This window comes from Streptomyces sp. NPDC107522 (genome assembly GCF_055657525.1).
Genome location: NZ_JBVKAU010000014.1, coordinates 103,331 through 127,697, shown reverse-complemented (window position 1 = coordinate 127,697; position 24,367 = coordinate 103,331). Strand labels below are relative to the sequence as shown.

11 protein-coding genes are annotated in these 24,367 nt (G+C 72.5%); 2 read left to right on the top strand and 9 right to left on the bottom strand.

Translation table 11 applies throughout. The annotated features are described in order from the left end of the window. Window positions 1–288: 288 nt before the first annotated feature. Both ACZ7L6_RS33285 and ACZ7L6_RS33280 read right to left on the bottom strand, forming a co-directional pair. Window positions 289–915, bottom strand: coding sequence for a class I SAM-dependent methyltransferase (locus tag ACZ7L6_RS33285; RefSeq protein ID WP_471930388.1), 627 nt, complete (start codon window positions 913–915; stop codon window positions 289–291). 227 nt (window positions 916–1,142) lie between these two features. Further along, window positions 1,143–1,385, bottom strand: a complete 243-nt coding sequence (locus tag ACZ7L6_RS33280; RefSeq protein ID WP_471930386.1) for a hypothetical protein — start codon at window positions 1,383–1,385, stop codon at window positions 1,143–1,145. Between the two features lie 173 nt (window positions 1,386–1,558). Here ACZ7L6_RS33280 and ACZ7L6_RS33275 point away from each other — a divergent pair, with 173 nt between their 5' ends. After that, window positions 1,559–2,236, top strand: a complete 678-nt coding sequence (locus tag ACZ7L6_RS33275) for a DUF4328 domain-containing protein (RefSeq protein ID WP_471930384.1) — start codon at window positions 1,559–1,561, stop codon at window positions 2,234–2,236. Between the two features lie 21 nt (window positions 2,237–2,257). On the opposite strand, the gene ACZ7L6_RS33270 is transcribed toward ACZ7L6_RS33275, so the two are convergent. Both ACZ7L6_RS33270 and ACZ7L6_RS33265 read right to left on the bottom strand, forming a co-directional pair. Then, complete coding sequence (locus ACZ7L6_RS33270) at window positions 2,258–2,614, bottom strand: hypothetical protein (RefSeq protein ID WP_471930382.1); 357 nt, start codon at window positions 2,612–2,614, stop codon at window positions 2,258–2,260. A gap of 18 nt (window positions 2,615–2,632) precedes the next feature. Further along, a complete protein-coding gene (locus ACZ7L6_RS33265) occupies window positions 2,633–3,400 on the bottom strand; it encodes a maleylpyruvate isomerase family mycothiol-dependent enzyme (RefSeq protein ID WP_471930380.1) in 768 nt (255 codons plus the stop codon). A gap of 104 nt (window positions 3,401–3,504) precedes the next feature. On the opposite strand from ACZ7L6_RS33265, the gene ACZ7L6_RS33260 reads away from it, so the two are divergent. Next, on the top strand, window positions 3,505–4,227 hold the full coding sequence (locus tag ACZ7L6_RS33260; RefSeq protein WP_471930378.1) for a lipoprotein: 723 nt from the start codon (window positions 3,505–3,507) through the stop codon (window positions 4,225–4,227). 83 nt (window positions 4,228–4,310) lie between these two features. Here the strand turns inward: ACZ7L6_RS33260 and ACZ7L6_RS33255 are convergent, their stop codons facing one another. The 5 genes from ACZ7L6_RS33255 to ACZ7L6_RS33235 all read right to left on the bottom strand — a co-directional run bounded on the left by ACZ7L6_RS33255 (window position 4,311) and on the right by ACZ7L6_RS33235 (window position 24,350). Then, window positions 4,311–5,699 (bottom strand): glycoside hydrolase family 10 protein, encoded by a 1,389-nt coding sequence (locus ACZ7L6_RS33255; RefSeq protein WP_471930376.1) that lies wholly within the window; start codon window positions 5,697–5,699, stop codon window positions 4,311–4,313. Window positions 5,700–5,882: 183 nt separating this feature from the next. Next, window positions 5,883–6,662 carry an alpha/beta fold hydrolase gene (locus tag ACZ7L6_RS33250; protein WP_471930374.1) on the bottom strand — a complete coding sequence of 260 codons (780 nt, stop codon included), beginning with the start codon at window positions 6,660–6,662 and terminating at the stop codon, window positions 5,883–5,885. Window positions 6,663–6,725: 63 nt separating this feature from the next. Then, entirely contained in the window at window positions 6,726–7,865 is a 1,140-nt protein-coding gene (locus ACZ7L6_RS33245; RefSeq protein ID WP_471930372.1) for an alpha/beta hydrolase, read from the bottom strand. Beyond that, on the bottom strand, window positions 7,862–10,519 hold the full coding sequence (locus ACZ7L6_RS33240) for a thioester reductase domain-containing protein (protein WP_471930370.1): 2,658 nt from the start codon (window positions 10,517–10,519) through the stop codon (window positions 7,862–7,864). Before ACZ7L6_RS33240 ends, ACZ7L6_RS33245 begins: the two co-directional genes overlap by 4 nt. Before the next feature lie 73 nt (window positions 10,520–10,592). After that, entirely contained in the window at window positions 10,593–24,350 is a 13,758-nt protein-coding gene (locus ACZ7L6_RS33235; RefSeq protein ID WP_471930368.1) for an SDR family NAD(P)-dependent oxidoreductase, read from the bottom strand. Window positions 24,351–24,367: the final 17 nt, after the last annotated feature.

Here is a 24,367-nt window from a genome sequence, read left to right as displayed (position 1 = left end):
TGTACCGGGTGAGGCCCGCACGAGCACGGCGGCGGGACGATCACTGGTAACAGCTCGTGCGCCAGGACCGGTGGATGCGCTCCGCGGGATCGGCCCAGGGAGGTCCGTGAGGGACGATCGGTGGCCGCCGGAGGGCGAGCGCTGCGGCAGGCGGTCGGCGCGGGAGGGCGGAATCGCTCAGAGACCAGCGGGTTCTGCTGCCGGCGGGCTGCCGTAAACACACGCGTAGTCGTGGTCGTAACGGCAGACCGTGGTCGGGGCGGCTGCGGCAGTCTGGAGCGCTCTCCGTCAGGCGTCGCCGCGTCGGATCCGCCACACGTGGTCGTCGCGGAAGCCCTCCACGCCCTCGGGTGACACGCTCACACGGCGCACCGTCTCCATCGTCTCCACGGTCCAGTCGCCCTGCGGCAGGGCGAGTTCGTCGAGAACGCTCCGCAGTGTCGGGAACTCCGCCTCGAAGGGTGGCTCGCTCTGCCACGACGGCCAGCCGGCGTGCATCACGATCAGCAGAGTGCCGCCCACGGCGACCGCCGCCGCGGCCTCCCGCAGAATCCGCTGCTGGTCCAGTGGGACCGGCGACTGCAGGTACTGCGCGTTCACCAGGTCGAAGGAGCCCTCCGGAAACGACTCTCCCAGCACGTGACGTTCCCAGACCGTACGGTCACTCACGCCGGCGTCGGCGGCGTGCAGAACGGCACGCTCCAGAGCCGTGTGCGCGATGTCGACGCCGGTCACCCGCCAGCCGCGGGTCGCCAGCCACACCGCGTCGGCACCTTCACCGCATCCCAGATCGAGCGCGCTGCCCGGCGCGAGGTCGGTGGCCTCTCGAACGAGCAGCGCGTTGGGGCGGCCGCTCCACAGACGGCTGCCGTCCCGGTAACGGGTCTCCCAGAACTCGGCGGCTTGCAAGCGCATGGCATCTCCAAAGGGCAGCAGGTTTCGTCGGGGACCGGACAGGCGCGGAGGCTGTGCGGTCCCCATTGAAGAAGCCTGCGGGAGCGCTCCGACGACGGCCAACCAACTTGCCGCTTCAGCAAAGCCTCTGCCCCGGCTATCCCTCGGCCACGTCGCCGGAGTGGCGGGAAAGTGGCATTACGGGGGGAATACGGCGGAGCCCAGCTCTTCAGTGATCCCTCACCAGGTCATCGCCGCTTCTCAGCGTCGAGCAGAGCCGCGACCAGGGTCTCGAAGGCCGCCACGTTCTTCGGGGATTTGATGCCGAGCCGCTGCGCTGCGAGCTCACGGTCGGTTGGGACCTCGTACTCTCCGGCGAGGACTTTGGATATGTCGGCCTCCGACACATCCGCCGCTTCGGCCAGCTTGGCCTTGCCTTCTCCTGACGAAGAGCTGATTGAGTAGCCGGCCCTGGTCGCGTTGTCGCTCACATAGCGGGCAAATGCCTTGGCTTTTGCCTTGGTTCCCGGCCCGGCATGCCCGCTGAGCAGCCGCGCCGTTCGGCTGCGGGCCGGAGGCCACCACCAGGTGACCGCTGGACACGGCCTCTCCCCGGCTCTTACATTGCTCGTCCTCAAGCCGACCGGAATCGGCCGCAGAAAATGTGGGGGCACTGGTGGGCAAGGGGCTGGGCGCGGTCGTGTGTGCCGCACTCGGGGCGAACATCGCCTTGGCGGCGGCGCATCTGATGGCTCAGGTGCGTCTGTACGCCGTCCTCGGGCGCATGGCGCACGGCGAACCCGTCGTGCGAGCGCAGATGTGGGTGGGAAACCTCTCGGGCTTGCAGACGGCCGCCTTCGCAGGGGCGGGCATTGTGTTCGTGGGGTGGTTCGTTCAGGCGTGGGAGCATGCCGGGGCCGAACGCCTGCGCCCCGTCCGCCGGTGGTGGCGGAGCCGCACCTGGGCGCTGGCCGGGTGGTTCGTCCCCGCAGCCAACCTCGGGATTCCGCTCCTGCTCGCTCTCGACATGTGGTCGGCCCGGCCCCGGGCCACGGCTCGCTGCCGCTCTCCGCTGTGGGTCGTCGTCTGGTGGGCCACCTTCGTGTCGTGGACGTACGTCGGCGGCTCGGCCAAGTCCCGCTATGAAAGGGCCGAGAGCGCCGACGCCCTCAGGGAGGCCTTGCACGCCGGGATCCTCGCAGACGTTCTCGGTGCATTCGCCGGCCTCGCGGCGATCGTGTTCGTGTGGCAGCTGAGCCGGTCGCTCACTTCCCGAGAGTCCGCGCGTTCAGAGGTGCAGGGGACTCGGACGGTTCCGACACCCCCTGCGCTGCCCTCCTGACGCCTGCCCTTGTCACGAGGGTCAGCTCACCTCCGGCTTCCATGGACGACCGGTGGTCCCCGCGAGCACCCCGCGCGCCGCACCCTCCCACTCCACGACCGCCTGCCGGTACGGCACCAGGCGAACGGGTCCCATGAGTCCGTACGCCTGTCGCTCGACCGCGCCGAACACCTGCGGCCGCACCGCCCGGAGACGGTTGACGAGCGGGGTCGCCACCTCCACCTCGACGACGTTGTCTCCGCGCCGCAGCAGCGGACCGACGTCGGCCACGGGACGGAGGCGGACGGGTGCCAGGCGAGTGCCGTTGACGGTCACGCGGAAGGTGTCGCTGATCCGGCCGAGTTCCAGGTACGAAGCTCCCCTTCCGGCGCTGGGCAACGCGAAGGCCTCCCCGCGTCACGCCTCCAGCCAGAAACCAGTGCGGGTCAGCCAGAGGTCGAGCAGCGCCATGTCGCCCTGCACCTGGATGGCGGGGGCGGGTCGCCGGTAGAGGAACAGGAGCAGATCCGTGACCGGACCGCTTACGGCGACGGTGGCGCCGTGGGAGCCGGGACGCCAGGCCGGTCGGTCGCCGGTGAGATCGACGAGCCATGCTCCGGCGTCGGTCGTGTGGAAGCCGAGCGTCCGGTCGGGGCCGAGCAGGTCGGGAAGGTCCGGGTGGGGTTCGAACGCCTCGGAGACCGTCGAGAAGTCCAGCCACTCCTGCACCGCGTCGACGGCGAGGTCGTCGTCGAGCGTGAAGTCCGTGCCGGTGACGAACGCCGCGTCGGCCCGGTGCACGACCGTCTCGTAGGTCATGCGCCGGGCCCAGAAGGACGCGGAGTCCCGGTCTTCGGCCGGAGTCCACACGCGTGCGTCGGGGCCGGCGGAGCGGAGGGTGGTGCTCAGGGCGGCGGCGCCCTCGGTGAGCCAGGGAGTCAGGAAGGACTCTTTCTCGTGGGTGTGGGCGGACAGGTCCTCGGGGAACGGACGGGCGTCCCCGGTCCGTACGACCTCCTCCGCCCACCGGTGGTCGCCGCCCACGTGTCGCAGCAGCTGGCCGAGGTTCCAGCCGGGGCAGGAGGGCACCTGCGCGGTCATGTCCGCGCCCCGTACGTGAGCGGTGAGCCGTTCGGTCTGGGTGACGATCTCGTCGCAGTAGCGGTCGAAGGTCAGCGAGGTCATCGCCTCATGATGCCGCAGGGCACGGATCCGCTCTGTCAGTGGCCTCGGATACTGTGTGCCGTCTGAGCAAGATCAGAAGCAGGATCGGGTGGGGAGAGATCACAATGCTGGTGGGGGCGGGGCAGGTGCGGCTTCGGCTGACCCAAGTGGCTTTGCTGGCCGGGGTGTTGACGGGCTGCGCGGGGGCGGCGGACGGCGACGACGCGAAGCCGTCGGCGAGCGCTTCCGCTTCGGCTGGGTCGGCGAGTGACAGCGATACGGCGGTGAAGAGCGGCGGCACCATCGGCGCCGCCGGCTCGGCCTGCGAACTGCCGGTCACCTTCGACATCGCCGAGTACTGGGAGGCGGAGGCCGTCGACGCCGGGGAGGCGAAGGAGAAGGCCGCCGACAGCGGTGGCGGCTCCGCCGACCCGGAGGAGGACGAGCTGGCCCAGGAGATCGCCGACGCGATCCTGCACCAGGGTCCGGTCACGGCCGCGTGCGAGGTCGACGCCAAGCCGGCGGGGAACATCGGCTTCCTCCGCGTCTGGACGGGTGAGCCGGGCAGCGACGACGCGCGCGGGGTGCTGGAGGCCTTCGTCGCGGCGGAGAAGAACACGAGCAAGGCGAAGTACAGCACGTTCACGGCGGGCGGCCTCTCCGGAGCCGAGGTGAAGTACCTCTACACGAGCGAGCTGTTGGAGGAGACGAAGGAGGAGACCGCCCTCGCTGTCACCACCAAGAAGGGCCCCGTCGTCATACATCTCGGTGGGATGGACACCGAGGAGCACCGGGCGATGCTGCCGGCGTACGAACTCGCCAAGCGGACCCTGCGCGCCACCGCCTGAGCAACGGGTGTGTCCGGCGCGGACGGCATCCCGACGGGACGGTGCCGCGCCGGACACGGACCAGGGCCCGGAGTCGGGCTTGGTCAGGATGCCGTGCAGGCGCCGATCGCCGGGGCGGTGCCCGTGCCGTTCTTCATGACGGTGAAGCCGAAGCTCGTCGACGCTCCGGCGGCCAGGCTGCCGTTGCCGTTCGGCCTCATCGTCATGACGTTGCCGCTGCTGTCCCAGGTGGGCGTGCCGTTCCAGGTGGCGGAGATCTTCTGCGGGGATGTCACGGTGACGGTCGTGCTCCAGGTGCTGATGGCGGAACTCCCCGCGGTGATGGTGACCTTGCCGTTGAAGCGGTCACTCCATTCCTCGGCCTTGCTGTAGGTGGCCGTGCAGGCGGCGCCGGGGGTGCCGCCGCCGGAGGAGGAGCCGCCGAGCGCGGTCAGGACCGCGTTGTAGGCGGGCTTCTTGGCGTAGTTGCCGTCGAAGAGCAGGGGCGTTCCACTGGCACGCCAGGAGTACTTGTCGGTGACGCCCCAGACGGTGATGCCTGTGCAGCGCGAGACGGCCAGGCAGGCCCGTACGACGTTGCTGTAGCTGTTGGCCTGTGCGGTGCCCGAGCCCTCGATGTCCAGTTCGGTGATCTGCACGTCGACACCGAGGGCGGCGAAGCGCTGCAGGTTGGCCTGGTAGTCGGACGGGACCGGGGAGGCGCTGTTGAAGTGGGACTGGAAGCCGACGCAGTCGATCGGTACGCCGCGGGCCTTGAAGTCCCTGACCATGTTGTAGACGGCATTGCTCTTCGCGTTGACGCCGTCGGTGTTGTAGTCGTTGTAGCAGAGCTTGGCGGCCGGGTCGGCGGCACGCGCGGTGCGGAACGCCTCCTCGATGAAGCCGTCGCCGAGCTTGTCCTGGAAGGGCGAGCTGCGCCGGGCGCCGCTGCCGCCGTCCTGGAAGGCCTCGTTGACGACGTCCCAGGAGTGGATCTTTCCCTTGTAGTGCTGCATGACCTGGGTGATGTGGTTGTTCATCGCCGATCTGAGGTCGGCGGCGCCCAAACCGCCCACCCAGCCGGGCAGTTGGGAGTGCCACACCAGGGTGTGACCGCGGACCTTCATGCCCCTGCCCTGGGCATGGTTCACGATCTGGTCCGCGGAGCCGAAGGTGAAGGTGCCGCGGGTGCGCTCGGTGGCGTCCCACTTCATCTCGTTCTCGGGCGTCACGGAGTTGAACTCGGTGTTGAGCGTGGAGACGTACGGGGCCTCGCCGAGGTGGTTCGCGGCGACGGCGGCACCGAAGTAGCGGCCTTTCTCGGCGGCCGCGGCGCCAAGGGTGCTGGCGGCTCCGGCGGTTCCCGCGAGGGCGGTGACGCCGGCTGCGGCGAGCAGGCCGGCCATGCCGAGGACCAGTGCGGTGCGGGTGCGGGTGCGCGGGCGCCGGGGACGACGCTCGGGAGGCGGGTCGATGGAAGTGGGGGTCGCCATCTTGTCCCCTTCTCAGGCTCGAAAGTTTCGGACACGTTTCCGAATCGCGCGGCAGACGGTAAGAGCGCAACCGTCTGCCGTCAACAGCCTGCGCACCCATGAACCCGAGTTGACTCAAGAAGCGCCATGGGCACCCCTGAGGGTGCGAAAGTTTCGACCCGCTCTGCGACTGCTGCGGCCTGCCTAACCGCGGTCGGTGAGGAACCGGTCCAGTGCCGTCGTCAGTTCGGCCGGCTTCTCCACCGGCAGTTCGTGGCCGGCGTCCAGGATGCGGATCACCGCGTCCGGATACGCCTTGGCCATGCGCAGCATCTGGGCGACGGGCAGCTGGATGTCGTGGTAGCCGTGCACCATCAGGGTGGGCGCCTGAATCCGTCCGACCCTGTCCAGCACATCGAAGGCACGCATGGCGCCGTACAGCGTCATGACAACCTCTCGGGGCGTGTCGGCGGAGGCGCGGATGTACTCGCGGATCTCCTCGCGCGGGTACCCGGGAGCGAAGGCGCGCTGGATGTTGGCGGCGACGAACAGCTTGAAGGGGGCGAGCGTCGAGGCGGCCATGAGCAGAGCGCGGCCCCGGCTGTAGGCCATCCGGCCGATGGAGTTCACCAGCACCATGCGCTCGACCCGCTCGGGGTGGGCGAGGGTGATGGTCTGGGCGATCATGCCGCCCATCGAGTGGCCGATGATCACGAACCGCTCGATCTTCAGGTGGTCGAGGAGGGCCAGCACGTCCTTCGCCAGCTCGTCGATCGTGCGCACGCCCGCCCCGCCACTCTCGCCGTGCCCGCGCAGGTCGAGCCGCACGACCCGCCGCTTCTCGGAGAAGTGGGCCACCTGGTGGTCCCAGCGGTGCCGGTTCGCCGTCCAGCCGTGGACGAACACCAGGGGCACGCCGTCACCGTCGCGGGGGCCCTCGTCGTCGTACGTCAGCATCGCGCCGTCGACTTCGAGCTGCGACATGGGTTCCTCCTGGAGTGCGGTCCGGTTACTCACCGGTACGGTATCCGGCCGTACCGGCCGCCGTCATCGGCGTTCGCCCAGGAAATCGAGGATGTGCCCGTACACGTCGAGGGCCGCGCCCCTGCCGAGGAACGTGTCCAAGTGGCCGTAGCCGGGGATCTCGGTGTAGGTCACGTCCAACTGCGGTTGGCGGTGGGCGAGGACGTCGCGGCAGAGTTTCTGTGAGTCCAGCCAGAGGCCGTTCTCGCTGCCCGCCAGGAGCAGGACCGGGGTGTCGATGCGGGCGGCCGCGTCCAGGGCGTTCTGCGGGAGCGCCCGGTAGCGGTGGTCGGTGTCGTGCCAGCGGACCACGGTGCGGGCCAGTTCGATGCGGCGCAGGTGCGGCAGGATCCACAGCGGGGCGGAGCCGAGGAGTTCGGCGAGGCGGCCGTGGGTGGTGTCGGTCAGGTGCTCGTGGACGAAGAGGGAGGCGCCGGTCCCCCAGGCCGAGTTGTGCAGGATCTGGCAGGTGGGGTCCGGGCAGGTGGCCTTGCGGGAGGCCAGGGCGAACAGCGGGGTGTACTTCGACCACAGGCCGACCTTGCGGAAGTCGACGGGGATGTGGTCGATACGGGATTTGAGGAGCTCTCCGGCCAGGGTCATGCGCAGGGAGGTGCGGCCGGCGAGCTTGGGTGTGAGGAACACACCTTGGGACACCACTCCCGCGAGACCGGAGACGAGGCCCGCCGTCATGCTCAGGGACAGGGCGAGGGAGCCTATGCAGTGGGCGACGGCGAACAGGGGGCGGTCGCCGATGCGGGTGCGGATGTGGCGGACGGCCTCGGGGATGTCGTAGAGGGCGACGTCGTCGTAGGTGTAGCGGCGGCCCGTCTCGTTGTACGGCAGGCGGCAGCTGCCCCTCCAGTCGAGCAGCCAGGGCTCGTAGCCCTCGTCCAGGAGGACGTCGACGAGGTTGCGGGTCTCGGGCAGCAGGAACATGTCGGCTGACGCGGTGTGTCCGTGCAGGAGCAGCACGGCCGGGCGGCCCTGGTCGCCGGTGTCGATACGGGTCAGGCCGAGACGTACGCCGTCGGACGCGTGGAACGGGATCTCCTCGACCGTCGCCGGGGCGAGGCGGTGGTGGAGGGGGCGCAGGGCCGTGGTGGTCCTGACCTTGCGCAGGGCCGGCCTGGTGGTTCTGGGGCTCGTCGTCCGGAAGATCATCGGTGGTACTCCGTGGGGGTCTGGGTGCGGCGCAGGTCGAGGAGGTCCGCGGCGGCCCGGGCGAAGGGGCCGAGCAGGCCGCGCCCCATCTCCAGGCCGAACCAGGCGAGCCAGGTCAGCTTGGCGGCCCGCTTCTCCTGGCTGGTCAGGCGGGGGTCGACCTTGATGCCGTCGATCTGGTCGCGCACGTAGGAGTCGGCGGGGACGACGACCTCGCCGGCCAGGCTCGCCGGTGCTCCCTCACGGCCGAGCTCGACGGTGAGGGCACGGGTCTGGCGCCACAGATCGCGGCGGGCGCGGGCGTACTTGTGGCCCTCCAGCCACCAGCGGCCGCCGTCGACGTCGGTCAACTCAAGGCGGTAGCGAAGGAGTTGGTGACGCAGGCCGTGCCGGTGCGGGATGCCTTCGTCGGGGCGGATCCAGATGTCGCCGCGGGTCACGGTGAGCGGCTCGGGGTGCAGGGCAGGGCAGGCGAGTTCACCGCGGACGTCGACGCGGCGGTCCGTCACCAGCTGGTGCATGCTCGCGATGGAGAGGGTGAGGGACATCGAGCAGGGGGTGTCGGGGGTGGCTCCGACAGGGCCGACGGTGCCTTCGGTGGTCTCCGTGAACCACAGGTAGGGCTGGTCGTCCTTGTGCGGGAGGCGGGCCAGGCCGTCGTCGGCGAGGCGTTCGAACGTCTTCAGCTGGGCTCGGGCGTCGTAGCGGGCGGCCGACGGGAGGCCGAGGGCTTCGACGAGGGCGGTGGTGCGGTCGGCCGTGGCGGCCGGGCCCGTGAGGGTCGCCTCGCACAGTTTCAGGGCGGTGGGGCTCTGCAACACGCGGTTGAGGAAGGCGAGTTCGGGGACCGGATCGGCCTGGAGGCGGGCCAGGGTGCCGGTGCGCCACTCGTCCCAGTCCTGTACGCGCACGTGCATGCCGCCGAGCGCCATGTCCCGTACGACGTCGTCGAGGGTGTTGGGGACGCCGGTGAGGTTGTAGTCGAAGCCCCAGGCGTCGGGTTCGCAGATGACGGCGACCGCGACCCGGCTGACCCAGTCGACGGGGGCGGCGTTGAGGTGGCGGAAGGCGGGGACGGTGCGGAAGCGGCCGAAGGCCGAGATGAGGCCGCTGCTGAGGTCCTGGGGGTTGTAGGCGCCGGTCTTGGTGTGGCCGCCGATGCCGCCGGGACGCAGGGCCGTGACGACGAGGCCGTGGTCGCGGGCGCGGCGCAGGACCACCTCGGCGGCCCACTTGGTCTGGTCGTAGCCGGCGATGAGCCGGTCGATGTGCGCGAGCGGGTCGTCCTCGCCCATGGAGGGGATGCCGACCTCGTTGAAGACGGCGATCGAGGAGATGTGGTGCAGGGGCTTGGGGCGGCCGGTCGCGGCGAGTTCGGCGAGGGTGAGGGCCCCGAGGACGTTGCCGGCGCGCAGGGACTGGTAGCCGCGCAGGAAGTCCACGGCGGCCGCGACCGAGACGACGCTGTCCAGTTCGTGGACGAGGGTGTTCCAGACGTCGTCGGTCAGACCCAGGTGGAGGTGGCGGATGTCGCCGGGGAGCACGGTGATGCGGCGGCGGACCTCCGAGGACCACGGCAGCGCGTAGCTCCTGAGGGCTTCACCGAGTCGGGCGACGGCAGCCTCTTCGTCCGCCGCGCGGACCAGGCAGTAGACATGGGCGTCGCTGTGGCGCAGCAGGTCCAGGAGCATATGGCTGCCGAGGAAGCCGGTGGCGCCGGTCAGGAGCACGCGGCGGGGTGGCAGGGGGTCGGGTGAGGCGGTGAAGGGGAGGCGGTCGGCGAGGGCCAGGTCGGCGAGGATCTGGGTGAGGTCCTCGGGGCGGGCCGTGGCGTGTGCGGGGGTGCCGGGGGCGTCGGGGGCGTCGGGGGCGGGGGCCGCAGTGGTGGGTGGGGTGGCGAGGGCGGTGGGCGCGGGAAGGGCCGATGGCACGCCGGGGGCGGGAAGCGGGCGGGCGCCGGAAGCCAGGGGCCTGTCGGACGCGCTCACTGCCGGATCCTGCGCCGCCGGGATCCCCGAGGCGGCCGTCGCCGGTACGGCGGCTCCGGCTCCGGTGCCCTCCAGCCGGCGCCGGGCCAAGGTGATCGGCCTGGCATCGGCGAACACCTCGTCCAGGTCGACCTCCATCCCCAGCTCCTCCTCCAGCGCGGCAACGAGCTCCACCGCGTTCACGGAGGTGCCCCCGGCGTCGAAGAAGTCCGCCTCGGGCGGGAGGTGTCCTGCGGGGACATGGCGACCGGCTATGGCCGCGATGGTGGCCGCAAGTGCCACCAGGTCAGCCGACGGGGCGCTGGTGGCCGACGGGGCGCTGTCGTGCGGCGGAGCGCCGTCGGCCGGCGGACTGTTGTCGGCCGGCGGGGTGTTGTCGCCCGGCGGGGTGTTGTCGCCCGACGGAGCGCTGTCGGCCGGCGGTGTGGTGCTGTCGGCCAGCGAAGTGTTGTCGACCAGCGGGGTGCTGTCGTCCGGCGAAGCCACGCTCGGGCTGATCCGCTGCCGCGTCGCTGGATCAGCGGCATCGGGCTGCGCGGACACGGCCGATGCCGTGACCTTGGCCAGCAGGTCGGTCACGGTCAGGCCGACACCACCCCGCTCGATCGCCTCCGCGGTCGCCCGCTGGTCGGCGGCTGCCGACACGTTCTCGTTCACCTCACGCATGAGAGCCCTTCACGGTGTTGCCCTGCCCCTTCATCGCTGCTGTCCGGACCGTCCCCGGCACTGCCCGGTGCCGTCATTGCCGCCGCCAGGAGCGGAACGCCCGCAGTTGCTCCGGCGTGACCACGGTCTCCAGCCGGTCGTCGTCCTGGTCCCCGCCTCCCAGTGCCGACAGCAGCCGGCGGGCCGGGGTGTTGCGCGGGGTGCGTTCCGCTGTCAGGCGGACCTTGGCGCAGTCCAGTTCCTCGGCGCGGTCGGCCAGCCACTGCAGCAGGCGTTCCTCGACGCCCCGGCCGAGGGCACGGCAGCTCATCAGCCAGGCGAGGACCTCGAGTCGGTCGCCTTCACGGCGCAGGGCAAGGAGGCCGATCTGGCCGTAGTCGCCGAAGCGGTCGCGCGCCGCAGCCGTCCAGACCTCGCCCTGGGCAAGCCATCGGGCGACGTCGCCGCCGTCGGCGGAGCGGGCGCGGAGGGTGAACTGGTTGGTGCGGCGGACGAGTTGTTCGGCCCGCTGCACATCGGCAGCGGACAGGGCCCGGATGTCGACCTCGAGTTCAAGCTGCTCCAGGAACTCCTCGAAACCGGCCTGTTCCCGTACGGCGTCCCGCTCCCGCTCCTGCTCGTAGAACCGCGCCCGCAGCGCGTCCTCGGCCGTCGCCGCCACAGGAACCAGCGGCCACAACCGGCCGAGGAACTCGGGCAGTTCGTCCTTCGGCGGGCACGTCACCGACAGTACCTGCGGCAGTGCGGCGCGCATCTTGGCGATCTCGGCTGGATTGTCGTCCAGGAACAGGAAGCTGTCCGGACCGAGGTTGAGGGTGCGCGCGGCCTCGGCCAGGCGGGCCGGCTTCGGGCCCCAGTCCGCGGAGAGCACGCTGAAGTGCTCCGCCTTCACAAGGCTGTCCGGGCGTTCCAGTACGGCGCGGACCGTGGCCTCGTCGTTGTTGCTGACCAGCACGAGCAGCGCGCCCGCCGCCCGCCACTGCAACAACCTCCGGGCGAGCTGAGCACGTGGGCCGGTCAGGTCGACGGCCTCGGGGCCGAGCTCCCCGGCCACGCCGCCCCAAAGCGTCTCGTCGCCGTCGACCACGATCACCTTCGGCGCGGGGCGCCGTACCGCCTGGACGGTCTCGGCGAGGCGGAGTGCCACGGCCGCCTGGAACCGCGGGGTGAACGGGAGGTGGGCCAGGCGTTCGGTCCGCTCGTCGAACCGTTCCTCGACGGGATGGTGGCGGGTCCAGTCGTCGGGACCGAGCACAGCCATGCCGAGTACGTCGGCCAGCTCGGCGGCGATCTCCTGTTCCCACCGGCTGAAGCGGTCCTCGCCTCGTGCCGTGGGCAGGAAGCCGACGATCAGCGGCTTGCGGGTGCGCTCGGCCACCGCGCGCAGGGCGGCCGGGTAGGCGGTGCGCAGTTCGGCGAGCACCGCGTCGTCCACCGGGCCGAAGCGCTGCAGGTCCGCCGCCCGCAGCAGCACGGCGCCGGCCGTGGTGGCCGGGTCGGCGAACACGCCGGACGGGTCGCGCAGGCTCGCCAGGACATGGTGGTACGGAGCTTCCGCGACGGTCGTCACGCTGCCGTCCCGCGCCGACTCGTCGAGCGCCGTCTCGCACATCAGGGGCAGGTTGCCGAGGGCGAAAGTGGCGGCGAGGGCGAGCGTGCGGGACGGCACCGTGCGGTCTTCCTCGGATGTCGTCCGCGTCGTACGGACCTGTCCTGTCGGATCCTCGGCCGTCTCCGCGAGCAGCCGCAGCAGCTCCTCCCCCAGCCCGGTGACCGTCGCCGCGTCCAGGATGTCGAGGTTGTGGTCGAGGCGGATCCGGCCCGCGTCCGGCGTCATGGTGATCATCAGGTCGAGATCGGAGTGGCCCGTTCCCGCCGGGAGCACCTCCAGGTGGGCCAACCGGCCCGCGGCGCGTACGTAGTTGAAGTACACCTCGACCAGCGGCGCGTTCGCCCGGTACAGGCCCTGTCCGGCCAGCACCGGCAGCACGTCGGAGAACATCGCGCCCTTGGTCAGCACCCTCTGCAGACGCCCGTCGGTGCGCCGCAGCACCTCCTCGACCCGCTCCTGCGCGTTCGCCTCGGCGGGGAACGGCACCGGCACCCCGAAGAAGCCCACCGCGTCGTAGGCGTCGGCGTGGATGCGGGTGTCGACCGGCACGGCGAGTACGAAGCGTTCGCGCTCGCGTTTCCTGGCCAGCAGGACGGTCAGGGTGCCGAGGCAGAAGGCAGCGGGGGTCACCGCGAGGCGGCTCGCGGCGGCCGAGATCCGGTCCATGAGGCCGTCGGGGATCGGCACGGTGACGCTGCCGGCGCGGTAGGTACGGGTCTGCGGGCGCGGTCGGCTCAGGGTCAGGTCGAGGCGGGCGCTGCCTTGGAACGCCTCGCGCCATTCGTCCGCGTCAGCTCGCCCGTTGGCCTGCCCGGTGACCTGCTCGTCCGTCTGCTGGGCTGCGGTCAGCAGGGTGATGTCACGGTTGGTGGCGGTGTCGCCGAGCGCGTGGCCGGACAGCTCGGCGTCGATCTGGCCCGCGACCAGCAGCAGCGACTGCAGATCACTGACGGCGTGGTGGGCGCCGTAGACCAGGATCTGGCCGCGTTCCCCGCCGTCGAGCAGCTCGAATCGCCACAGGGGCGCGGTCGCCAGGTCGAACGGGGGTTCCAGGAGCTCGCGCAGCAGGTCGGCCGCGTCGAAGTCGGCGTCGTCCGGCACGACCGTCCAGCGCAGCAGCGGTTCCGGCAGGTCGCGGTCGACCCGCAGCTGCCGTCCGCCCTCGGCGGCGGTGACGACGGCGGTGCGCAGGGCCGCGTGCCGTGCGGTGAGACGGGTGAGGATGCCGGTGAGGGTCCCGCGGGTGGTCGGCGTCGTGAGGCGTACGGCCAGGCCGACCGCGTGGGCGGCGGCCGGCATGCCGGGCTGGGCGCTGCGCAGGAGCCGTACGACGTCGCGGGTCGCGGGGTGCAGTTCGGTTGCCGGGACGTCGGTGTCGTGCCGCGGCTGCGCCGCTGCCATGCTCTGCCGCTCGTCCGGTGCCTGGGTGTCCTGTTCGGGCAACGCCGCGCCCAGGGCCCGGGCCAGACCGCGGACGTCGGCGGCCGAGAAGACGGTCGCGGCGGGGAGTTCCACGCCGAGTTCGCGGGCGAAGGCGTTGCGCAGCCGCACGAGCATCAGGGAGTCGAGGCCGAGTTCCTTCAGGGCCGTGGTCGCGGAGACCTGGACGGCCCCGCCGGAGACCTCGCCGACCCGGGCGCGTACGTATGCCTCCAGTCGTACGGCCCGTTCGGCGTCGGTCGTCGCGGCGAACACCTTCTGGACGAGGTCGTCCGTGCCGGGCGTGCCCGTGGGGGCGCTGACCAGGTCGGCCAGGATCGGGCGGGTGCGGGCCGCGTCGGGATCGAGAGCCAGCATCTCCCAGTCCAGAGCCAAGGGGGCGAGCTGACGGCGGGCCGTGGTCAGCACGCGCTCGAAGAGCTCACCGCCGTCCTGCGCGGAGAAGGCGACCAGACCCGAGCGGGTCGTCTCGGCCTCACGCGCGTCGGACTCGGACACCATGCCCACGCCCGACCAGGCGCCCCAGTCCAGGCTCAGTGCCCGGCGGTCCGTGCGGGAGAGGTGGTGGGCCCAGGCGTCGAGGAAGGCGTTGGCCGCCGAGTACGGGCTCTGTCCGGCCGAGCCGAGCAGTCCGGCCGCCGAGGCGAACAGGATGAAGTCCTGTGCGTCCGGGGCCAGTTCGGTGAGCAGGGCCGTGCCCAGGACCTTGGGGGCGAGGACGCGCCTGACGCGCTCGTCGGTCAGGTTGGTGATCGTGGCGTCGTCCAGGACGCCGGCCGCGTGGACGACCCCGGTGATCGGGCCGAGTGCGTGGCGTACGGCGTCCAGAGCGGCGCTGAGGCTGTCGCGGTCGGCGACGTCCGCGCGTGCCAGGTGCACGCTCACACCCCGCTCCTCCAGATCCCGGATCCAGCCCACGGCGTCCGCGATGGGCGTGCTCCGGCCCATCAGGGCCAGTCGGCGGGCGCCGCGACGGACCAGCCGCTCGGCGACGACGCGTCCGAGGCCGCCCATGCCACCGGTGATCAGGTACACGCCGTCCGGGCTGATGGCGCCCTGTCCGCCGTCGTCCGGGCGGGTGCGGGTGAGGCGGGGTACCAGTCGTCCGGCTTCGCGCAGGGCGACGAGCCGTTCGTCGTCGGCGTGCCGCAGCTGGGTCCACAGGGCGTCGACACCGTCGGTCGGCGGCAGGTCGACGAGGGTGGTCCTGAACTCCGGGTGCTCCTGCGCCGCCGCGAGGCCGAAGCCCCAGGCGAGGGCCTGCTGCGGGTGTGTCACCTGCGTGCTGTCACCGGCGGCCTGGCTGCCCCGTGCGACGACGAAGAGGCGGGGCGCCGGGCCCTGCGTCCGTGCGGCGAGCGTGCGCACCAGGTGCAGGGTGCTCAGACAGCACAGCCGGGCGGCCTCCTCGGCCGTGTCGGCGTTCCCGATCGGGGGCGCGTCGAGTGCCGACAGCTGGACGACTCGCTCGGGTGGGCCGCTCGCGAAGGCCTCGTCGAGGAGGCGGGTCAGGTGCTGCGGGTCGGCCGGGTCAAGGACGTAACGTCCCAGGCCCTCGGCGGCGAACTCGGCACCCCTGCGGGCGATCACACACGGCACCGAGGTGCCCAGCCGCTCGACGAGTTCGGAAGCCACACCCGACTCGTCGGCCAGGATCAGCCAACTTCCCTGACCCGACGGCTCGTTGGCGACCGGGCGGGGCTGCCAACGGGTCTCGAACAGCGCCCCGTCCAGGGGGGAGAGTGCGGCCAGCTGGAACTCCTCGGCCTCCAGGAGCAGTTGGTCGCGCTCGTCGTACAGCCGAAGGTCCAGCGTGGCGGTGTCGCCGGACACGGATCGCAGCTGGCATGTCACCCATGCGGGGGCGGTGCGCAGTCCGGTGTGGCGGAGGCGGCCGACCCCGGCGGGCACGAACGCACGCCCCTGGGGTGCGTCGCCGGGCAGCGCGGCCGTGTGGAAGGCGGCGTCGAGGACGGCCGGGTGCAGCAGATGACCCGCGGCGGGCTGGTCGGCCAGTCGGGCGAGGCTCGCCGAGCGGGTGCGGTGGCCCGACTCCAGGCCCCGGAAGGCGGGGCCGTAGTCGATGCCGAGGGCGGTGAGAGCGGCGTAGACGACCGGTAGGTCGACCTGCTCCGTGCACCGGGCGCGCACTGCGGCCGGCGCGTCGCTCGGGGCGGCGTCGGGCTCGGCGGGGGTGACGGCGATGCGTCCGTTGACGTGCTGTTCCCAGCGCGTGCGCCGGCCGCGCCCGGTGGACGCCGAGGCGACGGTGAAGTCCCGGAAGCCGTCGGCGGCGGGGCGCAGGACCAGCTGCAGCCGCGTCGGCCGGGACTCGTCGAGGCGCAGCGGCCGGACGAACCTGACGTCGGCGAGTCGTACGGCGCCACCACCCTGCACGACCGAGCCCGCCTCCAGCGCCATGGTGAGGAAGGCGGCGCCGGGCAGCCACACCTCGCCGGTGACCTTGTGGTCGGTCAGATAGGCGAAGCGGCTGTCGCGCAGGTCCACCTCGCTCTGGAACAGGTGCCGGCCGGCTTCGTCGCTGGCCTCGACATGCGTGCCGAGGAGGGGCGAGGCGCCGGTCGCGGTGGGCGGGGCGGGTGCGAGCCAGTGGCGTTCGCGGGCGAAGGCGTAGGTCGGCAGGTCGACGCGGCGGCCCGCCGGGAACAGCGCCGCCCAGTCGGGGGTGTGGCCGGCGGCGTACAACTCCCCCAGCCTGCGCAGCAGTACGTCCCGCCCGCCCTGCTGCCTACGCAGCGAGCCGACGCTCACCGCGTCGACTCCGGCCTCGGCGGCCACCGCCTCGATGGACGAGCCGAGCGAGGGGTGTGGGCTCAGCTCGACGAAGTAGCGGTAGCCGTCGTCCAGCATGCGGGTGATCGTGTCCGCGAAGCGGACGGGCTCGCTGAGGTTGGCGTACCAGTAGGCGGGGTCCAGGCGGTCGCCGGGCACGGGTTCCGCGAGCACCGTCGAGTACAGCGGAGTCGCCGTGTGCGCGGTGGCTCGCACACCGGAGATGCGGTCGAGCAGTTCGTCGCGCAGCGGGGCCATCAGCGGGGTGTGCGAGGCGAACGGGGTCGACAGCGAACGGGCCTCGATCCCCTGGCCGTCGAGGCTCCGGCGCAGTTCGGCCAGTGCGTCTCCGTCGCCGGAGAGGGCCGTGGAGTGCGGGCTGTTGACGGCGGCGACGAACAGCCGCCCGGCATACGGGGCGAGCAGCTCCTCGACGCGCGGACGCGGCAGGTCCAGGGAGAGCATGCCGCCCTTGCCCGCCAGCGATACGACCGCCTGGGCACGCCCGGTCACCACGGCCACGGCGTCGTCCAGCGTGAGGACGCCCGCGGTGTAGGCGGCGGCGATCTCGCCCAGGCTGTGGCCGGTGACGGCGTCCGGGGTGATGCCGAGTGCGCGCCAGGCGGCCGTCAGTGCCGCGTTCACCGCGAACAGCGTCGGCTGCAGATACTCGGTCCGCTCCAGCGGGGAGAACTCCTCAGGCGCCCGCAGCGCGTTGAGCACGGACCAGCCGACGTGCCGTTGCACCGCCTCGTCGATCCGCGTCAGCTCCTCGCGGAACGCCTCCGACTCGGCCATCAGGTCCAGGGCCATGCCGGGCCACTGACCGCCGTGCCCGGCGTAGACAAAGGCGACCTTGCCCGCCTGCTCCTCCCGGAGCGGAGGCAGGGTGATCCGTCCGTTCGCCAACTCGCCCAGTGCCGCCCGCAGTTCGTCACGGTCCTCGGCCACGACTGCCGCACGCCGTTCGAAGTGGCTGCGGTGGCGGGCGAGCGTGTGGGCGATGTCCGGCAGCGGGGCGGAGTCGTCGGCGAGGTGGCGGGCAAGGGCCGCGGCCTGTCCGCGCAGGCCCTCCTCGCTGCGGGCGGAGAGGACGAACAGGTGCTTGCCCCCGGGGAGCTCGGCCGCGGGCTCACGCGCCGAGGACGGGGCTTCCTCCACGATCACGTGCGCGTTGGTGCCGCTGATCCCGAAGGCGCTCACCCCCGCGCGCCGCACCCGCTCCGCCGACGCGGGCCAGGCCACCTCCTCCCACAGCAGGTGCAGTCCGCTGTCGGCCCAGTCGACGTGACGGCTGGGTGTGTCGGCGTGCAGGGTGCGCGGGAGGGTCCGGTGCCGCAGCGACTGCACGACCTTGATCAGGCCGACCACGCCCGAAGCCGCCTGTGCGTGCCCGACGTTGGACTTCAGCGAGCCCAGGTACAGCGGGCGGCCCTCGGGGCGTGAGCCGCCGAAGACCCCCGCGAGGGCACCCGCCTCGATCGGGTCGCCGAGGGTCGTGCCGGTGCCGTGCGCCTCGACGTGGTCGATGTCGGCGGGCCCGAGCCCGGACCGCTCCAGCGCCCGTCGGATCACCTGCTCCTGCGCGGGCCCGTTCGGCGCGGACAGTCCCTGGCTGCGGCCGTCCTGGTTGACGGCGGTGCCGCGCAGCACGGCCAGGACCGGGTCACCGTCGCGCCGGGCGTCGCTCAGTCGTTTCAGTACGACCATGCCGGCGCCCTCGGCCCAGATGGCGCCGTCGGCGGCGTCGGAGAAGGAGCGGCAGCGCCCCGTCGGCGACAGGCCGCGCAGCCGGCTGAACTCGACGAAGGTCTGCGGCGTGACCATCAGCGTGACACCGCCGGCGAGCGCCAGATCGCACTCCCCCGCGCGCAGCGCCTGCGCCGCCAGATGCACGGCCACCAGCGACGACGAGCACGCGGTGTCCACCGTCAGGGCGGGACCGTTCAGCCCGAGTGTGTACGCGAGGCGGCCCGAGGCGACGCTGAGGGCCGAGCCCGTACCGACGTAGCCGTCCAGCTGGTCGAGCCGGGTGCCGGAGAGGTAGTCGCTGCCGAACATGCCGACGTACACGCCCGTGGCGCTGCCCGCCAGGTCGGCGGGCACGATTCCGGCGCGCTCCAGCGACTCCCAGGCCGTCTCCAGCAGCAGCCGCTGCTGCGGGTCCATCGCCGCCGCCTCCTTCGGGGTGATGCCGAAGAAGCCCGCGTCGAAGGAGTCGATGTCGTCGAGGAAACCGCCCTCGCGGGCGTAGGACTTGCCGAGCGCGTCGGGGTCGGGGTCGTACAGCGCCTCGACGTCCCACCGGCCCGCCGGGAACGGTCCGACCGCGTCCCGTCCCTCCGCGACCAGGCGCCACAGCCCCTCCGGGTCGCTCACTCCGCCCGGCAGACGGCAGGCCATGGCGACGAGGGCCACCGGCTCCTCCGCGGAGGGCCTGGACACGGGCGCGGCCTCGCGGCTCCCGCGGCCGGTTGCCGCCAGGGCACTGGTCAGCAGGTACTCGGCGAGACGGCTGGGTGTGGGGTGGTCGAAGAGCAAAGTGGCGGGGAGTTTGCTGCCGAGGCGGGCGCTGATGCGGTTGCGCAGGTCGACCGCCGTCACGGAGTCCATGCCGAGCTCGCGCAGCGGCTGGTCGGCACGGACGGACTCCGCCGAGCGCAGGCCGAGGGCGTGCGCCGCCTCCTCGCGGACCAGGGCGAGGACGCGTGCGGCGCGTTCGGGCTCCGGCAGCCGGGCCAGCCGGTCCGCCAGGGTGTGGCCGTCGGGGCGGCCGGGGTGGGGTGCGGGGAGCAGGGAGCGCCACAGTGCCGCCGTCGGTGCGGCGGCGCGCAGCCGCGGCAGGTCAAGGGCCCAGGCGACCAGGTTTGGAACGTCGCGTCGCAGGGAGAGTGCGGTCAGCTCACGGCCCTGGTCGGGGGTGAGGGCGCGGTGGCCGACGCGGGCCATCCGCTCCAGGTCGGCGTGCTCGGCTGCGAGCCCTTCTCCCGCCCATGCGCCGAAGGAGACCGAGAGGCCGGGCAGGCCCAAGGCTCCGCGGTGGTGGGCGAGTTGGTCGAGGAAGGCGTTGGCGGCCGCGTAGTTGGCCTGGCCCGCGTTGCCGACGACTCCGGCGGCGGAGGAGACCAGCAGGAAGAGGTCGAGCGGGTGGTCGGCGGTGAGCCGGTGCAGGTGGGCGGCGCCGTCGACCTTGGGGGCCAGCACCTGCGCGAGACGCTCGGGGGTCAGTTCGGCCACCACGCCGTCGGCGAGGACTCCGGCGCAGTGGACGACGCCGCGCAGGGGCGACTCGTCGCCGATGCGGGCCAGCACGTCGGCCACGGCTGCCGCGTCCGCTACGTCGCATGCGGCGACCTCGACCTCGGCGCCGAGTGCGGTCAGTTCGGCGGTGACTTCGGCTGTGCGGGGGTCGCCGGGTCCCTGGCGGGACGTCAGCAGCAGGCGGGGGACGCCGTTCTCGGCCAGCAGGCGGGCAATCTGACGGCCCACCGCGCCCAGGCCCCCGGTGACCAGCACGGTTCCCTCGGTGGGGATCCGAGCGGGGCGGGCGGAGGGGGCGGGACGGGCACGCACGAGGCGCGGTACGAGCAACTCACCCTCGCGCACGGCGAGTTCCGGCTCGTCGGCGTACGTGAGAGCCGAAAGCGGCAGCGGTTCGTCGCCGTGGAGATCGAGCAAGGTCAGCCCGAGGTCCGGATGTTCGGTGCGGGCGCTGCGCGCCAGGCCCCACAGCACCGACTGGGCGAACCCGGGAACCGTGTCCCCGTCAGCGGCTGCGATCGCCCCGCGGGTCACCCAGATCGTGCGGGCGGGCGCCTCGTCCGACGGCAGAGCGATCAGCGCCTGCAGTTCGGCCAGGGCCGACGCGGCCAATGCGTGCGCTGCGGCGACCGGTTCGGTGTCGGCCGCCGGTCGGGGCCAGAGCCGTACGACGGTCTCGGCGCCCTCGTCGGTGACCTGGACGCCCGCCGCACGCAGCTCGCGTACGGCCGCGGCAACCGCCGGGTCATCCGGGTCGCCGTGGACGGCCCACCGGGTGCCGGGCGCTTCGGCCGGCTTCTCCGGTACGGCCGTCCACGCCACCTCGTACAGGTGCCGGCCGTTCTCCGATTCGCTGCTCAGGTCGGCCGGGTGCGCGGCCCGCAGGCGCACACCCTCCAGGCGGCCTGCCGGGAAGCCGTCCGCGTCCCACAGGCTGACGTCCAGCGTGAGGTCCGTCCCGGAAGCGGCCGTCCGGCGTACGGATGCGATGAGGTCCGTCGCGCCGCCGGGCGGCAACACGCAGCGTGCCACCGCGACCGGCAACAGCACGCCTTGGTCGGAGGCGTCGAGGGCGGCGGCGACGTGGAGGGCGGCGTCCAGGAGCGCCGGGTGCACCGGGTAGGGGTCGGCCGCGTCGCGGGCCACGGCCGGCAGCGAGAGGCGGGCCAGCACGGTGCCGTCGCCGGTCGCGGCGGCCTGTCGTACGCCCTGGAAGGCGGGACCGTAGGCGAGGCCGAGTGCGGTCAGTCGCTCGTAGGTGTCCTCGTCCCAGGCAGGTTCGGCGGTCTTGGGCCATGTGGGTGGCTCGTCGGCCGGGGCCGGGGTGGAGTCGCCGGCGGAGGCGGTGGCGTGCAGGGTCCAGTCCGTGGCGTCCTTGCCGCGGGGACGGCTGTGGACCGTGATCTCCGGTGCACTCCCAGCCGTGACCACCTCGACGGACACCTCGACCGTGCCGGTGTCGGGAAGGGTGAGGGGGGCCAGGAGGAGGAGGTCGGTGACATCGGCCGGGGTGTCCGGGCGGGCCACGGCGAGGGCGGCGCGGCAGAGTTCGATCAGGGTGGTGCCGGAGACGACGGTCCGGCCGAAGACGGCGTGGTCGGGCAGCCAGTCGGCGGTGGCCCGGGACCACTCGCCGCGGAAGGTCCAGCGGGTCTCGTCGGCCGACTGGAGCTGGATGCCGAGCAACGGGTGGGCGGCGCGGTCGAAAAGGCCGGGGCCGGTGGCGGAGGCGGCGGGCTCGATCCAGTGCCGCTGTGCGTCCCAGGCGTACGTCGGCAGGTCCGCGGGAGCGGTGTCCGTAACCAGGCGGCGCCAGTCGATCCGCCGTCCGTGGACGTGGAGTTCGGCGGCGGCGCGGTCCAGGCAGGCGGGGCCGTCCTCGTCGCGGCGCAGCGATCCGACCGCTGTCAGGTCCTCGTCGATGGTGCGCAGGGCGGTGAGCAGCGAGGGATGCGGGCTCAGTTCGACGAAGCAGCGGTAGCCGTCGGCGGCCATGCGCTCGACGGTGGGCGCGAAGCGGACGGGTTCGCGCAGGTTGGTGTACCAGTAGTCGGCTTCGAGTTCCTCGGTGACCGGTTCGCCGGTGACCGTGGAGTACCAGGCGACGGACGTGGGGCAGGTGGTGACTCCGTCGAGTTCGTCGAGGATCGCCGTGCGGACCGGCTCGACCCGGTCGCTGTGGGAGGCGTAGTCGACGTCGAGGCGGCGGGCGAAGATCTGGTGCCGGTCGAGGTCGGCGAGCAGGGCTTCCACCGCGTCCACGGCACCGGCGACGACGGTCGAGCGACCGCTGTTGACGGCGGCGACGGTGACGGTGCCGCCGTGGTCGGCGAGTCGGTCCTGGACCTCCGTGTGCGGGAGGGCGACGACGGCCATCGTGCCGGTGCCGGACAGTTCGGTCAGGGCCTGACTGCGCAGGGCGACCACCGCTGCCGCGTCGTTGAGGCTGAGCGCTCCGGCGACGCAGGCCGCGGCCACCTCGCCCTGGCTGTGTCCGACGACCGCGTCCGGCCGTATGCCGCGAGCGCGCCAGACGGCTGCAAGGGACACCATCACGGCGAAGAGGACCGGCTGGACGACGTCGACACGGTCCAGGGGCGGGGCTCCCGCGTCGCCGCACAGCACGGACGTCACCGACCAGTCGGTGAACGGGCGCAGGGCGGCGTCGCAGCGGTCGAGTTCGTCGGCGAACACCGGGTCGCGGTCGAGCAGATCGCGCGCCATGCCGGGCCACTGGGATCCCTGCCCGGGGAAGACGAACGCCACCTTGCCTGCGGGGGCCGCCTGTTGGGGGCCGACGGTCAGGTCGGTGTCGGGCCGGTCCTCGGTGAGGGCGTGCAGGGCGGTGAGCAGTTCGGCGCGGTCGCTCGCCCGGACGACGGCTCGGTGCTCGAAGTGGGTGCGGTGGTGGGCCAGGGTCGCGGCCACGGCCGGGAGCGGCAACTCGGGCCGCTGACGGAGGGCTTCGAGGAGGCGGCCTGCCTGTCTTCGGAGTGCGGGGAGGGAGCGGGCGGAGAGCGGGAAGAGGGTCCTGCCGGAGGGGGCGGTGAGTGAGGGCGCCGGCTCCTCAGGTGCTTCCCCCGGCGTCACCAGCGGCTGCGCCGGTTCCTCGGGCGCTTCCTCCAGCACCACATGGGCGTTGGTGCCGCTGATCCCGAAGGCGCTCACCCCGGCCCGCCGTACCCGCTCGGGGTGCCGTGACCAGGGCTGAGCCCCGCCGAGGACGCGCAGACCGCTGTGCGCCCAGTCGATGTGCTCGGTGGGGGTCTCGGCGTGCAGGGACGCCGGTATCCGCCCGTGCTGGAGCGCCAGTACGGTCTTGATGACGCCGGCGATGCCCGCGGCGGCCTGGGTGTGGCCGATGTTGGACTTCAGGGAGCCGACGCCGAGCGGGCGGTCGGCGGGGCGGTCCGGTCCGAACACGGCGGCCAGGGCCCGGCCCTCGATGGGGTCGCCCAGCCGGGTGCCGGTGCCGTGCGCCTCGATGTGGTCCAGGTCGTGCGGCCGGAGCCCGGCGGCGTCGAGAGCGGCGCGCAGGACCCGCTCCTGGGCGGGGCCGTTGGGGGCGCTCAGTCCCTGGCTGCGGCCGTCCTGGTTGATCGCCGAGCCCTTGACGACGGCGAGGATCCGGTCCCCGTCGCGGCGCGCGTCGGCGAGCCGCTTGAGCAGCACCACGCCGCAGCCCTCGGCCCACACCACGCCGTCGGCGTCCGCCGAGAACGGGCTGCACCGCCCGGACGGCGACAGGCCACGCAGCCTGCTGAACTCGACGTGCCCGCGCGGGGTCACCAGCAGTGTGGCGCCGCCGGCCAGCGCCAGGTCGCACTCGCCGCCCGCCAGCGCCTGCGCCGCCAGATGCAGGGCGACCAGGGAGGAGGAGCAAGCGGTGTCGACGGTGACCGCCGGGCCCTGGAGGCCGAGGGTGTAGGCGATGCGGCCGGACGCCACACTTGACGCCGAGCCGGTGCCGACGTGGCCGTCGAGCTGGTCCAGGGCGGCCGAGGCCAGGTATCCGCTGTCGTACAGGCCGATGTAGACGCCCGTGGAGCTGCCGTTCAGCGTCTCCGGGACGATCCCGGCGCGTTCGATCGCTTCCCAGCCGGTCTGCAGGAGCAGCCGCTGCTGGGGGTCCATGGCCGCGGCCTCGCGCGGCGAGATCCCGAAGAAGCTCGCGTCGAAGCGGTCGATGGCGGAGAGGTAGCCGCCGTGCAGGGAGTACGCCTTGCCGGGGACCTCGGGATCGGGGTCGTGCAGCCCTTGCGTGTCCCAACGGCCCGCCGGAACCTCGGTGATGGCGTCCTCACCGGCCGCCAGGAGCTGCCAGAGGGCCTCGGGGTTGTCGGCGCCGCCCGGGAAACGGCAGGCCATGGAGATGATGGCGATGTCGTCGTCCGGTCGTGCGGGCGCCTCGGCCCGAGCAGCGGCCGGTGTCCCTGGGCGCGAGGGTCCGTCGTCGAACACCGCCTCGGCCAGTGCCGCGATGGTGGGGTGGTTGAAGATCAGTGAGGGGTCCAGCATCCTGCCCGTAGCCGTCGAGAGCTCTACGGCCAGGGCCACCAACTGCCGGGATCCCAGGCCGAATTCGGCGACGGGGCGGTCCGGGTCGACAGTCAGCGGGTCGAGCCCGGCCGCCTCGGCGACGGCCGACTCCAGCCAGGCCCGCACGCCGTCGGGTGTCGTGAGTGACGGCTCGGGGGACTGTTTCGGGGACTCGTGCGCAGGCATCTAGACAGGCGTCCTCA

Coding starts and splice junctions, on each gene's coding strand:
- ACZ7L6_RS33285 (WP_471930388.1), bottom strand. CDS start 915: ATGCGCTTGCAAGCCGCCGAGTTCTGGGAGACCCGTTACCGGGACGGC.
- ACZ7L6_RS33265 (WP_471930380.1), bottom strand. CDS start 3,400: ATGACCTCGCTGACCTTCGACCGCTACTGCGACGAGATCGTCACCCAG.
- ACZ7L6_RS33260 (WP_471930378.1), top strand. CDS start 3,505: ATGCTGGTGGGGGCGGGGCAGGTGCGGCTTCGGCTGACCCAAGTGGCT.
- ACZ7L6_RS33255 (WP_471930376.1), bottom strand. CDS start 5,699: ATGGCGACCCCCACTTCCATCGACCCGCCTCCCGAGCGTCGTCCCCGG.
- ACZ7L6_RS33250 (WP_471930374.1), bottom strand. CDS start 6,662: ATGTCGCAGCTCGAAGTCGACGGCGCGATGCTGACGTACGACGACGAG.
- ACZ7L6_RS33245 (WP_471930372.1), bottom strand. CDS start 7,865: ATGATCTTCCGGACGACGAGCCCCAGAACCACCAGGCCGGCCCTGCGC.
- ACZ7L6_RS33240 (WP_471930370.1), bottom strand. CDS start 10,519: ATGCGTGAGGTGAACGAGAACGTGTCGGCAGCCGCCGACCAGCGGGCG.
- ACZ7L6_RS33235 (WP_471930368.1), bottom strand. CDS start 24,350: ATGCCTGCGCACGAGTCCCCGAAACAGTCCCCCGAGCCGTCACTCACG.